The 12,537-nt window shown below is 34.4% G+C and carries 14 protein-coding genes; 7 read left to right on the top strand and 7 right to left on the bottom strand.

Annotation, left to right across the window (positions count from 1 at the left end; translation table 11 throughout):
- Positions 1-3: 3 nt before the first annotated feature.
- From CSE_RS08405 to CSE_RS02545, 3 genes are read right to left on the bottom strand one after another with little or no spacing between them, the layout of a single operon-like run.
- Entirely contained in the window at positions 4-156 is a 153-nt protein-coding gene (locus CSE_RS08405) for a hypothetical protein (protein ID WP_014453081.1), read from the bottom strand.
- Between the two features lie 10 nt (positions 157-166).
- Positions 167-1,375 carry an adenosylhomocysteinase gene (locus CSE_RS02540; protein WP_014453082.1) on the bottom strand — a complete coding sequence of 403 codons (1,209 nt, stop codon included), beginning with the start codon at positions 1,373-1,375 and terminating at the stop codon, positions 167-169.
- Positions 1,376-1,385: 10 nt separating this feature from the next.
- Positions 1,386-2,228: a bifunctional methylenetetrahydrofolate dehydrogenase/methenyltetrahydrofolate cyclohydrolase gene (locus tag CSE_RS02545; protein WP_014453083.1), complete on the bottom strand. Its 843-nt coding sequence runs from the start codon at positions 2,226-2,228 to the stop codon at positions 1,386-1,388.
- 73 nt (positions 2,229-2,301) lie between these two features.
- Here CSE_RS02545 and CSE_RS02550 point away from each other — a divergent pair, with 73 nt between their 5' ends.
- Genes CSE_RS02550 through lgt form a run of 3 tightly spaced genes read left to right on the top strand, consistent with a single transcriptional unit; the run spans position 2,302 to position 5,260 of the window.
- On the top strand, positions 2,302-2,889 hold the full coding sequence (locus CSE_RS02550; RefSeq protein ID WP_014453084.1) for a hypothetical protein: 588 nt from the start codon (positions 2,302-2,304) through the stop codon (positions 2,887-2,889).
- Positions 2,882-4,441: an ATP-binding protein gene (locus CSE_RS02555; protein WP_014453085.1), complete on the top strand. Its 1,560-nt coding sequence runs from the start codon at positions 2,882-2,884 to the stop codon at positions 4,439-4,441. The genes CSE_RS02550 and CSE_RS02555 overlap by 8 nt, the downstream gene beginning before the upstream one ends.
- A 15-nt stretch (positions 4,442-4,456) precedes the next feature.
- The gene (gene lgt / locus CSE_RS02560; RefSeq protein ID WP_014453086.1) at positions 4,457-5,260 is read left to right on the top strand and encodes a prolipoprotein diacylglyceryl transferase; all 804 of its coding nucleotides are present in this window, start codon (positions 4,457-4,459) and stop codon (positions 5,258-5,260) included.
- Here lgt and CSE_RS02565 read toward each other — a convergent pair.
- Positions 5,235-5,864, bottom strand: a complete 630-nt coding sequence (locus CSE_RS02565; protein ID WP_014453087.1) for an MBL fold metallo-hydrolase — start codon at positions 5,862-5,864, stop codon at positions 5,235-5,237. The two genes, lgt and CSE_RS02565, sit on opposite strands and share 26 nt — an antisense overlap.
- Before the next feature lie 183 nt (positions 5,865-6,047).
- Here CSE_RS02565 and CSE_RS02570 point away from each other — a divergent pair, with 183 nt between their 5' ends.
- The 4 genes from CSE_RS02570 to CSE_RS02585 are packed head-to-tail and all read left to right on the top strand — an operon-like array spanning position 6,048 to position 9,512.
- Entirely contained in the window at positions 6,048-6,386 is a 339-nt protein-coding gene (locus CSE_RS02570; RefSeq protein ID WP_156785886.1) for a hypothetical protein, read from the top strand.
- Positions 6,387-6,434: 48 nt separating this feature from the next.
- On the top strand, positions 6,435-8,726 hold the full coding sequence (locus CSE_RS07865; protein WP_014453089.1) for a copper amine oxidase N-terminal domain-containing protein: 2,292 nt from the start codon (positions 6,435-6,437) through the stop codon (positions 8,724-8,726).
- A 10-nt stretch (positions 8,727-8,736) separates the two neighbouring features.
- Entirely contained in the window at positions 8,737-9,045 is a 309-nt protein-coding gene (locus CSE_RS02580; RefSeq protein WP_014453090.1) for a hypothetical protein, read from the top strand.
- Positions 9,046-9,083: 38 nt separating this feature from the next.
- Positions 9,084-9,512 carry a metal-dependent hydrolase gene (locus CSE_RS02585; RefSeq protein ID WP_014453091.1) on the top strand — a complete coding sequence of 143 codons (429 nt, stop codon included), beginning with the start codon at positions 9,084-9,086 and terminating at the stop codon, positions 9,510-9,512.
- Here the strand turns inward: CSE_RS02585 and CSE_RS02590 are convergent.
- From CSE_RS02590 to acpS, 3 genes are read right to left on the bottom strand one after another with little or no spacing between them, the layout of a single operon-like run.
- On the bottom strand, positions 9,474-10,613 hold the full coding sequence (locus CSE_RS02590; protein ID WP_014453092.1) for a tetratricopeptide repeat protein: 1,140 nt from the start codon (positions 10,611-10,613) through the stop codon (positions 9,474-9,476). The two genes, CSE_RS02585 and CSE_RS02590, sit on opposite strands and share 39 nt — an antisense overlap.
- Positions 10,600-12,156, bottom strand: a complete 1,557-nt coding sequence (locus tag CSE_RS02595) for a bifunctional ADP-dependent NAD(P)H-hydrate dehydratase/NAD(P)H-hydrate epimerase (RefSeq protein WP_014453093.1) — start codon at positions 12,154-12,156, stop codon at positions 10,600-10,602. The genes CSE_RS02590 and CSE_RS02595 overlap by 14 nt, the downstream gene beginning before the upstream one ends.
- Positions 12,153-12,485, bottom strand: a complete 333-nt coding sequence (acpS, locus tag CSE_RS02600; protein WP_014453094.1) for a holo-ACP synthase — start codon at positions 12,483-12,485, stop codon at positions 12,153-12,155. Before acpS ends, CSE_RS02595 begins: the two co-directional genes overlap by 4 nt.
- Between the last annotated feature and the right edge of the window lie 52 nt (positions 12,486-12,537).

Consider the following 12,537-nt stretch of genomic DNA (forward strand, 5'->3'; position numbering starts at 1 on the left):
TTACTAATTTTTTGTTGCATTAGGGTCGCTTGCAAGCATATTCTGGAAAAATTCAAGAAGATTTTCAATTGCATTTTCAATGTCCGACAAACGCTCTTCAATTTCAAAAAGTCTTTTTTCAATTGATTCAATGCGCTCAATTTCTTCTTTTTTCATAAGTTTCCTCTTAGTGTGGCTTTGTAAGATAGTCTATTTGTTTCTTTGTGAGTTTGTCGATCTTTATACCATTTGCCTCCAAGAAAATATTTGCAACCTTTATATCAATTTCTTCAGGCACATCGTAAACCTTGTTTTCAAGTTGGTGGGTAAGAAGATATTCTGCAGAAAGTGCCTGAAGTGCAAAGGAAAGATCCATAATCTCAATAGGGTGACCATCTGCGCATGCAAGGTTTACAAGGCGCCCTTCGCCTAAAACATATATATGTCTTCCATTTTTGAGGGTATATTCCATAATATTTTGTCTTACTTCACGTTTTGAGACCTTTTCTTTTTCAAGTTCATCCATTGCTATTTCAACATTAAAGTGTCCTGCATTCGTTAGAATTGCGCCGTCTTTCAAAAGTTCAAAATGTCTTGAATCAATTACATTTGTGTTGCCAGTTGTTGTAACAAAAATGTCGCCAACTTTTGCAGCGTTTTTCATTTCCATTACATCAAAGCCATCCATGTATGCTTCGATTGCTTTTATTGGGTCTACCTCTGTTACAATAACTCTTGCACCCAGTCCCCGCGCTCTCATTGCAACACCCTTTCCAACCCATCCATATCCTACAACAACAACATTTTTTCCTGCAATATTAAGGTTTGTTGTTCTCATTATAGCATCCCAAGTGGATTGACCTGTCCCGTATCTGTTGTCAAAGAGGTGCTTACATTTTCCATTATTTACCGCAATTACAGGAAATTTAAGAAGCTTTGCATTTTCAAGTGCTTTGTTTCTTATAACACCTGTTGTTGTCTCCTCACATGCGCCGATCACATTTTTAAGCAGTTCTTTTCTTTCGTAGTGTAGAAGATGAACTAAATCGCCACCATCATCAATAACAATGTGAGGCTTTACATCAAGAGTTTTGTTAATATTCTCAAGGTGCTCACTTTCTTGCTCCCCTCTTCTTGCAAAGACGGGAATTCCAAAGTTTCTTAAAGCATCTGCAACATCGTCCTGTGTTGTAAGAGGATTTGATCCTGAAACGTAGATATTTGCTCCGCCAATCTTTAAAACTTTTGCAAGGTTTGCTGTTTTTGCTTCAAGATGAATTGAAAGTGCGATATTAATGCCCTTGAAAGGTTTCCTTTTTTCAAAATCGTCTTTTATTTTTTGAAGAATTTTCATGTGGGTAAATGCCCACTCTAACTTTTTTTCTCCTTCGTTCATTTTCTCACCTCTAAATGATTTTACTTTGTAAATTTGCAGCCTTAACAGTATTTCTAAAAAGCATAAGAGTCGTTAGAACTCCAATTCCACCTGGAACCGGTGTTATATAACTTGCAATGGCTTTTACGCTATCAAAGTCAACATCTCCTACGAGTTTTCCATCAATTTTGTTTATACCTGCGTCAATTACAACGGCACCGGGTTTTACATAATTTCTGTCAATGAGTTTTGGCTTTCCAACAGATACAACAAGAATATCTGCCAAATTTGTTATGTCTTTTAGGTTTCGAGTTTTTGAGTGACAGATTGTAACAGTTGCGTTTTCCTGCAAAAGGAGTGCTGCTGTTGGTTTTCCTACTATATTACTTCTTCCAATTACAACTGCGTGTTTCCCTTCAATCGATACAACTGATTTTATTGCTGTAAGTATGGCTTGTGCTGTTGCAGGTTGAAAAGGAGTGGTTCCTTCGAATAGTTTTCCAAAGTTAATTGGGTGAAAACCATCAACATCTTTTTCTGGGGAAATTGTTTCAATTACTTTTGTTTTGTTTATTTGTTGTGGGAGTGGAAGTTCAATCAAAATACCATGAATGTCTTTTCTCAAGTTGAGGTTTTTAATGTTATAGAGAAGTTCTTCTTCTGAGATATCGGATGCAAGTTTGTGGTGCTCAACATAAATGCCAAGATTTTCTCCCTCTCTTCTTATGTTTTTTGCATAACTTTCAGATGCCTTTTCTTCGCCAACTTGGATAACTGCAAGGGCAGGATTAATTAGTCTTTTCTTCAATTCCTCAACGTTAGTTTTAATTTCATTTTGCAGTCTTAATGCAATCTCTTTTCCATCCAAAATCATCTTTAAAACCTCCTTTGTTTTAATAATACAAATTTGATTATTTTTTTCAAGTATTCAATATAATATATTGAAAATGGAAGAAAAACACATAGCGGAAATTATCTCAATTGATGGACTGGAAATTTTTGCACAGCCAAGGGAAAGAGCGACTATTCAAGTTGGCACTCTTTTGAAGACAACGAAGATTAATAATCTTGTTTTCATTGTGCTTGATGACCTCTATGCGAATTTGATTCCTGGTGGAAGCCACGAAGCTTATGGTATCGAAGAGGATAAACTTTACGAAGAATACCCACATGTAGGCGAATACCTGAGATATCTTATCAAATTATATCCACTTGCAGAGTTTGATAAAGAGCGGTATTTCCCTTTCACTAAATCACCTGTTATGAATGCACTACTATATGAGGTAAGTTATAAAGAGATGGAAAGAATTTTTGAAAATAGATTTGTTATGCTTGAACTTGCAAGGATTGACACCAATAGATTTCCAAAAAGAAACAAGGCTATTATAAATCTATTGAGGAATTACCTTTCCGAATTTGATGCAGACGGAAAAATTGAAAAATTGAAGGATATTACGCTGAGTCTTTCAACTGCATTCAGAAAGGATTATGTTTCTCTTATGGAAATTGTAAGAGGAGTGAAGATTAATGAGTAGGGACTCAGAAAATTATCTTGGGTATATTACATCTGGTTCCTTTGGAGAAGGTCTTACTTTTAAGTTAAGCACGTATGTAAATCCCGAAAATGTAAGAATAGGGGATTTTGTTGTAGTTGAAGGAAAAAATATGGACTACCTTTGTGTTGTTGATGATATTAGACTTAAGGCAACAACAGATGAAGTGTTTTTTGATCCACCAGTTGATGAAAATATCGATAATGGTATTGAAAAACTTGCTTCCTCATCGTTTGTGTATAATGAAATTTCCATTTTTCCGTATTTATCTCTTCCTAAGGATCCTTACTTATATGGCACAACCGTAAAAACAATGCCTACGCATTTTTCAAAGGTTCGAAGTGCGCATTCAACAGATTTTCAGAGAATTATCCCACAAAAGAGCGCTTTTTACATAGGGACACCTTTAACTTCCAAGGAGCAACTTTACATAGATCTTGAAAAACTTTCTATGAGAAATTCTGGGCTCTTTGGCATTACTGGATCAGGAAAATCCTTTTTTGCAAGAATAATTTTTGCAGGTCTTATCAAGAATAAAATTTCTACATTGCTTATCTTTGATATGCACAATGAACATGGAAGAAGTATTAGAAGCGAAAATGGAACAAGCATTGATTCTCTTGCAAGTTTGTTTTTAGGGTCTGTTAAGATTTTTGATGTATCCACTTCAAATAAAGATGCTAATAATTACATAGAAATCTCTTATGAAGATGTTGAACCTGAAGATGTTTTACTTGTGTCTGACATACTGAAATTTTCTCCTAAGTCAGATGAAACACTTGAAATTGTTTCAAGAAAGCGGAAGGACTGGCTTAAATTTCTCTTGGATGAATATCCAAATGTGTCTGATAAAAAGAGCGTTGCAGATGAACTTTCTGTTAATTTGGAATCTCTCGATGCGCTTTCAAGACATATTCAAAGGTTGAAAAATCTCAAATTTCTTAAAGATGTGAAGTCAAATGATTCAATAAGAGGAATTATTGAAAATCTCAAAAATGGAATAAGCGTTGTTGTGCAATTTTCTGGCGATTACAAAGATGATAGACTTACATACTATTTTGTTTCAAATATCATTACAAGAAGAATTTTTAATGAGTTTTCCGAATTAACAGAAGATATGCGGAAAAATCGTGTGGTTATTGCAATTGAGGAGGCGCACAAATTCCTTTCAAAACAGTATCAGTCAAACAACATCTTTGGACGTATTGCAAGAGAAATGAGAAAATTTAATGTGACACTTTTTATTATAGATCAAAGACCAAGCGAAATTGATCCAGAGGTTCTTTCTCAAATTGGAACACGTCTTGTAATGGAATTAAAAGATGAGAACGACATTAATGCAGTTTTCCAAGGAGCATCGCACGCCAAAAGGCTTATAAAAATTCTATCAACATTAGAACAAAAACAGGCGCTTGTTTTTGGATATGCAGTGCCATTACCATTGCCAATCAATGTAAGGTCTTACGACGAAGAGTTTATTAAAGAAATGAAAGAAGAAAAACATAAGAGAAACGCAAAAGACGATATTTATTAATTTAGGAGGTAAATTATGTATCCAGTACTAATAAGAATCGGAAATTTTGAGTTGAGAACTTATGGAGTAATCGTTGCAATTGCTGCGATTGTAGGAATATTAACAGCACTTCGCTACGTGAAAGATAGAGGTATCGATGAGGATACTTTCCTTAATGTAGTCATATGGGCACTCGTTGGGGGAATCTTAGGTGCAAGAGTTTTCTGGGTGTTTGTTTCACCTTATCTTTCAACGTTTCTTAAACATCCATTTACAATTATTGCATTCTGGGAAGGTGGTCTGTCTTTTGAAGGAATGATTTTAGGAGGACTACTTGCAATTGTAATTGTAGCAAACTTTTATAAAATATCGCTAAAAAAAGTTCTCGATGCAGGGGCGCTTGGTGTTGCAATAGGGTACGGAATTGGTAAATTTGCTTGTTTCTTCAACGGTTGTTGTTATGGATTGCCAGTTCCTTCATGGTGGCCAAAATTTTTTCCATTCTCACTTGTTTTTACTAACATAAAGTCTCAGTGTGATCTTCTCAATACTCCACTTTATCCTGCACAACTTCTTAATGCCCTTAGTGGATGGCTTACATTTTTTGCTTTGATATACATTTTAAAGAAGAACAAGAATCTTTACGATGGTAAATTATTTGCCTATTTTGGGTATATCTTTTCTCCAATGTTATTCCTTATTGAGTTTATCCGTTATATCCCTAACAAATTTTTAGGACTTACACCTAACCAGTGGTTCTCAATTGGTTTTGTAGTTTTTGCATTCATTTTTGACTTATACAACAGAAAAACACCTAAAACTGAGGTTCAAGAACAATAATTTCACTCTGAGGTAGTTTTTCTTTGGTAACCTCAATTTCGTTTAGGGTTTTAAAGTTAATACCCTTTGTAAATTCTTCAAGAGGAAGAATATTTAATGTAGAACCTTTTAATCGGTAGTGCATAGGAATTGCAATATTAGGCTTGAATTCATAAATGATTTCCTTTGCTTCATTTGGTCCAATTGTGTAAACTGAACCCACAGGGATGAGGAATATATGAATCCCCTTTATAAATTCTTTTTGTGCTTCATCAAATCTTTTATCTCCCAAGTCACCAAAATGAATTATAGAAATTCCCTCGGATGTAATCTTGAAAAGATGAATTACGCCTCTTTCAAGTCCGTTCTTAGTGTCGTGGTAGGCTTTGATGCTTTCAAATTTCGCGCCGTTAATTTCTTCATTTACTCTTCCTCTTAAAACAGTTTTATATTTTGGTACATATTTAATAGCATTGTGGTCAAAGTGCTCATGGGAGACGGTTATAACATCTACTTCTGGAAATTTGACAGGATATCCCATAGATGGGTCATAAGGGTCGGTAAGGATTTTAATACCATTTGTTTCAATCAAGAAACTCGAATGACCGTAATACCTAATCTTCATCTTTACCACCTCCTTATAAATTATACTCCTTATTGTTGTATTGTATATTCATTTGTAGCACCTTTTGTATATTTTTAGTTTGTTTTTGTGTATAATAGTGAAAGAAAATTTGTAAGAAAAAGGAATGAAATAAATTTAAGTGAGCATAATTTTTGTATATTATGAAACAGAGACTTATTGGCAATGAGTTTTATATTATTTGATACGCTAACTTTAACGAAAGTCAATAACCCCGCAGAACAAGACATTCTCACAAATTTCTATAACTCTATGTCTTCCTATGCAAATGTTCTATACAAAAATGAGTCTACCCTTAAGATTTGGATTGTACCTGAAGATAATAACTACGTTCCAGATGGGTTTCAAAATGCAAACACAAAATACGGGAAAATCTATATGGAATTTAGGTCAAAAATTCAACCTGCCTTTATGCCTGCAGTAGGAGTAGGAAAAAATGGACTTCCCTTTGTTATAAGGGTTGTAACAGAGATAAGGCCGTATAATCCAGAGACAAATAAATAGAGATGAAAAATAGAAAAATAAAAAATATAAAAGATTGGAGGGAAAAAGATGAAAAAAACAATTACAATTCTTTTAGTCGTTTTGCTTTTTAATTCATTTTTGACATTGCCTTTTAAGGCTAATGCAGAAGACACAGTCTCTTATACAGTTACATTAAAGATTGGTTCTAATACTGTTTATGTAAATGGACAACCTAAAACTATCGATGTTGCTCCATACATTGACCCTAAAACAAATAGGACTCTTGTTCCTGTAAGATTTGTTGCAGAAGGTCTTGGTGGGGCAGTTTCTTGGCACAATAGGGAAAAGTTTGTTGGCGTTCTTGTTGGCAATAGAAAAGTTGGCATGTTTATTGGGAAAAATACTGCAGAAGTATCAGAAAAACCTATAACTTTTGATACAGGCCTTGATGTGAATAAACAGGTAACAATGGACCAGGCACCAGTTATAACAAATGGAAGAACAATGATTCCTCTTAGGTTTGTTTCTGAATCAGTTGGAGCAGATGTACAGTGGAATGGAGAAACAAAAGAAATAACAATAAGTCTTTCTTATAAACCAGTTGGCTTTCTTGAACCCAAATGGGGGCTTATCTTCGATAGATATGTTGAAGTTAAAGATAGCAAAACTCTTTCAGGTTTCATTATTCCTCAACAGGCACCTTTTGTGTATGACCCTATAAACAAGGCGATACTTACATATGGCGTAGGTGGATTTCGCTACATAGAAGAACATATTTCGGGCTATAAGCTTTTTCCAGAATTTCGGTATATGAAGAACATATACCTTGTTAAAATTGATGCACTTACTGGTATCTTGGTAAGTTATCAAAACATTTTTACAAATGATTATCCAATCAATCTTGAAAAGGTGGGAAATTTAAGAGCTGCATACCTTGAATATGACCATGGATATTTATATGCGGGGGGAATTGCAGACACGGAGGTTTACAGTCTTTCATACCCTTCAATATTCGAATATTATGAAAAGAAAAATATATATCCTGAAGACATTGTGCTATATAAAATTGAGCCTACTACGTTAAAGGTTGTATGGAAAAAGAAATACAACATACAAGATACCTTTTTTGGTAATAGATTGGTTCTCTCTTATAATGACCGTATTCATTATCTATGGATTTATCATGCCTTTAATCTCAACCCACCAAAATTTTCCCAAGATGGAAGCGTAATTATGCTAACACTTGGAACATTGGATCTTCAAAGCGGTATATTTGACGGAAAAAAGATTAGAGGTTCTGAATGGAATTCGGCGCTTGATTTTGCAGCTTTCTTGGGGATCAACACAAAAGATGGAAGTGTGAGATGGAAGACTTTGCATGATGCATGGGATGCAGTTGCAGCAAGAGATGGTGCAATGCGAATGTATGGGAATTATGTAGTTTTTCTCGAACCACCATCAATGTCATTCTTAAGCAACTTTAATCTAAAGCCAGGAGATAGCTATTATTCATATCAATATCTCTACATAAAATCCATTGCAGATAAGATTAGAGAGGAAATTATAAGCCAATATGGGAGGTTGCCGGAGCCAGAAAGCTACAATGCTATAGGTGGACCATATCCTGTGAGGTTACTTGCAATGGATATTAATACTGGTAAGACTGTTTGGGAAAGATTTTTCTATGAAATTAACACAGATTTTCTCCCAGATGATTCGTTTACTCTTCCCCCAATCGTTAACGGTGTTTTATACCTACCAGTTAGTATGTATGACCCTGAAGTGCAAGATTTTGGAGTAGAACTCATAGGAATTAGAGTTACCGATGGGAAAACAGTGATGATGACGCATAAGTTGCATACAGGGTCACCAGGTACTAATAAAAGAAGTACCATGATAGAACTGCTTAAAAGTTTTGGAACGCCAATAACGTTAAATGTAAACGGGGAAAATAGAACAAAGTCTTATTGGGCTTTTAGCCATGCTGATTTTATCATTAAAAACAATTGTATTATTGGAGTAAAATCTAACTTCGATGGGACTTTTTTAGCATACGATACATTTGAAGAATTTGTAAACACATCGCAACCAACAGAAAATTTTGAATGTCGTCCTTATGTGATATTCTCTAATTACGTCGGGAATAGAGATGCAGGTACTCTCTTCCCTAAAGAAATTATTTTCTACGATGGTTTTAACCAAATTCCAACAAAGCTTCCAATACAAACTGGCATAAAGGATGAAGGATGGGCTCCTGCGCTGAATATTACAGACCAAGTTTTAACGCAGGTAAGCGATGATACACTGTTTGCTAAATTTACACATATCTCTAGGGGAATTTTAGTGGGAAGCATTATTGCTTTTAATTTGAATAAGTAGAGAGGTATTTATGGTGAGGCGTTATGCAAAAATCTCTATTACAATTTTCACAGTATTTTTGCTCCTTATGTCCAATGCAGTGCTATTCCCAATTGAAGAAGTTAAAGGTGCTACAATTTCTTTGAGTGGCAGTAGCACAGTCGCTGTCAATACAACTACCCACTATACTTGTAGTGTAAGCGGATATAGCTATGATGGAAACCTTTCGTATAGTTGGGATCCAGGTTCCTATGGAATCGTGGTTAGCTCTGGGAAAATAAGCAATACAACTGCAATTGATAGGTACGAAAATTTATCTTTGGTTAAGGGCCAATTTTGAAAACAAAATTTTTTAAATATTTGTTGTAGATAATTCTTATGCTTGGATTTACGCATTTAACGTTTGCCCTTTTTCTGGAAGGGAATACAAGTCTTCCTGATATTGCACTTGTATCTTTTGGAAGTCTTTTTCCTGATATTGACACATTTGGTATACTTTCGAGAGCAATGAAAAGTAGGGGGAGAAATTTAAAACATAGAGGAATCTTGCATACGCCATTTATTTATTGTGTAATTTTTGGCGTATATTATCTTATGTTTAGAAATTTTGGAATCATGCCTTTTATAGTTGGGACGTTTTCACACATATTTCTTGACTTTACAACAGTTGAGGGAATACCGATTTTATATCCAATTACTTCACGAAGATTCCATATTATTGGGTTTAAAACAGGAGGTATGGTAGATATTAGTATGTCTTTTTTCTTTCTATTTTTCTTTATTTTGAGACTCTTTAAGTTTATTTAAGAAAAACTTTAGGGCTTCTTCGTATTTTTTCTCTTTTAGAAGGTTTATACCAATATAAAGATCCTCAATCCTGTTTTGGCCCTTTTCTTCTGAAAGCTCTACTTTTTGCTCAGGTGTTTCAAAAGGTTCCTCAATAGTTTTGTCTATTTTTGCGGTAATTTTATCAGTTCTGTCAAAAATCTCTTTCTGAGTTTGTATGTTTTGAGGTTGGGAAGTTGTGCTTTGATTTCCTTGTATTTGCGATTCACCCATTTCCATTTTTAATTTATTAAATTCTTCTTTGAAGAATTTAATAATAGGCATTTCGGTTCTGTATAGATTCTTTAGTTCGTTTAATTCGCTAATTTTGAATAATCTTTCTTCCTCAACCGGGACAATGGCAAATCTACAGAGGGGATTAATTTCGACTGTTTTTCTGAAGTAGTCGCTTGCCTTTTCGTGATTCCCAAGGTATTCATCAATAATACGTCCCATTAGGTACAAAGCATGTGGATAGTTTGGATAGTTTACTAAGATATTTTCAAGAAGTGGCAAGACATTCTTATATTCTCCTACTCTTAAATACGCTTCAGTAAGAGTTACTTTAAGAATTGGGTCAGATTTTGCTGTCCTATCAAGTTCTTCAAGAATATTTATAAATTCTTTCCTTGAAATATTTTCCTCAGATGTGATTATTTTTAGTTTTTCATCTTCCTCTACATTAGTAATTTCTTTTAGGATTTCCTTTTCATATTTTGGAGCAAGTGTAACTGCTTTTGCAAAAAGTTCTTTTGTAATTTTCCCTTCTTTGATATTTACTATTCCTTTAAATAGATAGCCGTAATGATTTTCTGGATCAATACTTAGGGCATATTTGAATGCAACATTTGCATCCATGTATTTCCCTTTCGTAAGGTATGCAATACCTCTAAAGAGTTCATAAAAGGAGGATGGCGTTGGTGCATCCATTGAAAGTGTTTCTGCATGCGATTCAAGTGTATCATAATTTTTAAGTAAGAGGTTGTATGTAAGAAATAAAATGTTGAGTATTGGGGCATAAGGTCTTACATTAAGTTTTTCTTTTATTTCCTGTAAACGCTCAACAATTTCATAATCCTTCATATAGTGCCCCCTCTAACTCTTTATAGTGCATCCAATAATATCTTATTGCATTTGGAATATTTTGCAAAATGTCCTCAGCAGTAAGTCCTTCCCTAAATTCTTTTGCAAGAAGATCTCCCGAAAGCCCATGAATATATGCCCCTAAAATAGTTCCTTCAACTGTATTTGCTTTTCGCACAATGCAACTTGCAATTGTTCCAACGAGCACATCGCCGCTTCCTGCAGTTCCAAGCACAGGATTTCCTGAAGTGTTAATATAGATGTTTCCTTTAGAACCAATGAGAGTATATTCTCCCTTTAAAACAATAGTGTGTGGAATCTCTTCCATTGCCATAAATAGCGCAGAAAACTTATCTTTTTTTATTTCGTCGATACTTACTCCTGTAAGGCGGGAAAATTCACCCATATGAGGTGTAAGAACGGTATCAAATTTTCTTTTTTTAAGGACTTCTTTGTGCCTTGCAATAATTGTTATTGCATCTCCATCAATTATAAGAGGCTTTTCAACCTTATCTACAACATCTAAAACCAATTGTTCTGTATCATCATCAACCGAAAGACCTGATCCAATTGCAACAATATCAACATTTTTTGAAAATTCTAATATTTTTTCAATATTTTCTTTTGCAATTGCACCTTGCATGTTTTCTTTTAATGGAATTTGCACAATTTCCGGTGATCTTTGCGAAACGATTCTTGAAACGTTTTCGGTTGTAGCAAGAAAAGAAATCCCTCCTCCGCTTTTAAGAAAAGACAGTGCATTAAAATATGGTGCGCCTGTATAGAAAGATGATCCTGAAATAAAAAGTGCCTTACCGAGAAGTCCTTTGTGTGCATTCGTCGGACGTTCCGGATAAGGTTCAACAATTTTTATTTCCACGGAAATGTCTTTAGAAAATGTTAATTCTGGTGGATATGAAATATGACTTACAATAATTTTTCCTACATAATCGCATCCAGGAAATGCAAAGAATCCCCTTTTTGGAAGACCCATTGTGATTGTATATGTTGCTTTAATTGCGACTCCTAAAACCGCACCTGTATTTGCGGAAATACCCGAAGGTATATCTATTGCAACAACTGGTTTTCCTGAATTATTGATTTCAACAATAAGTTCTGCAATTTTTCCTTCAATTCTTCTATTTAATCCTGTTCCAAAAATGCCATCAACTATTACATCTGTCTCTCTTATTGCAGAGAGAAGAACCCTGTTAACTGATTCAAATTCAAGAATTTCAACAGGATAATTTTTAAGAAGTTCAAAATTTTTCTTAGCGCTTTCCTTGAGGTTTGTTAAATCGGAAACGGTGAAGAGGGTCACGGAAGCATTAAATGATGCAAGCAATCTTGCAACAACAAATGCATCTCCGCCATTATTTCCGGAGCCTGCAAATATTAAAAATTTTTTCGTAAGACCAAATTTCTCCTTTAAAAATGAGAATACAGAATAGCCTGCATTCTCCATAAGGATTTCTTCTTTTACTCCTAAACTTACTGCAAGCTTGTCCAATCTTTTAATTTCTTCGCCTGTTGCAACCTTCATATTTTTACCCTTATAGCGACTGCTATTGCAAAATCTTTCTCATGAGAAATCGAAATAAAAATATCTGGGAAATTTCTTACCATAGGCTTTGAGTTTTCATTGTAGATAATTTCAATCTGGTTAAATGGAGTTGCTTTATCAAGTGTTTTTGTTATTGCCTCTTTTACAGCAAATCGCCCAGCAAGAAATTCGGCAGTGTTTCCTTTTTTCTCCAATTCTTTTAATTCGCTATCGCTTAATATTCTCTTAATAAACCTATATCCATAAGTATTAAGAATTTTCTCAATCCGTTTTACGCTTACAATGTCGATACCGACTCCTTTTACCACAACAAAATTATACTACGAATAATTTTTTCTAAAAATAGTCAATTATGTTAAA

The sequence above is a fragment of the Caldisericum exile AZM16c01 genome (assembly GCF_000284335.1).
GTDB lineage: Bacteria > Caldisericota > Caldisericia > Caldisericales > Caldisericaceae > Caldisericum > Caldisericum exile.

Excerpts from the sequence above, each read along its gene's own strand:
- CSE_RS08405 (WP_014453081.1), bottom strand. The coding sequence starts at position 156 with ATGAAAAAAGAAGAAATTGAGCGCATTGAATCAATTGAAAAAAGACTT.
- CSE_RS02540 (WP_014453082.1), bottom strand. The coding sequence starts at position 1,375 with ATGAACGAAGGAGAAAAAAAGTTAGAGTGGGCATTTACCCACATGAAA.
- CSE_RS02545 (WP_014453083.1), bottom strand. The coding sequence starts at position 2,228 with ATGATTTTGGATGGAAAAGAGATTGCATTAAGACTGCAAAATGAAATT.
- CSE_RS02550 (WP_014453084.1), top strand. The coding sequence starts at position 2,302 with ATGGAAGAAAAACACATAGCGGAAATTATCTCAATTGATGGACTGGAA.
- CSE_RS02555 (WP_014453085.1), top strand. The coding sequence starts at position 2,882 with ATGAGTAGGGACTCAGAAAATTATCTTGGGTATATTACATCTGGTTCC.
- lgt (WP_014453086.1), top strand. The coding sequence starts at position 4,457 with ATGTATCCAGTACTAATAAGAATCGGAAATTTTGAGTTGAGAACTTAT.
- CSE_RS02565 (WP_014453087.1), bottom strand. The coding sequence starts at position 5,864 with ATGAAGATTAGGTATTACGGTCATTCGAGTTTCTTGATTGAAACAAAT.
- CSE_RS02570 (WP_156785886.1), top strand. The coding sequence starts at position 6,048 with ATGAGTTTTATATTATTTGATACGCTAACTTTAACGAAAGTCAATAAC.
- CSE_RS07865 (WP_014453089.1), top strand. The coding sequence starts at position 6,435 with ATGAAAAAAACAATTACAATTCTTTTAGTCGTTTTGCTTTTTAATTCA.
- CSE_RS02580 (WP_014453090.1), top strand. The coding sequence starts at position 8,737 with ATGGTGAGGCGTTATGCAAAAATCTCTATTACAATTTTCACAGTATTT.
- CSE_RS02585 (WP_014453091.1), top strand. The coding sequence starts at position 9,084 with ATGCTTGGATTTACGCATTTAACGTTTGCCCTTTTTCTGGAAGGGAAT.
- CSE_RS02590 (WP_014453092.1), bottom strand. The coding sequence starts at position 10,613 with ATGAAGGATTATGAAATTGTTGAGCGTTTACAGGAAATAAAAGAAAAA.
- CSE_RS02595 (WP_014453093.1), bottom strand. The coding sequence starts at position 12,156 with ATGAAGGTTGCAACAGGCGAAGAAATTAAAAGATTGGACAAGCTTGCA.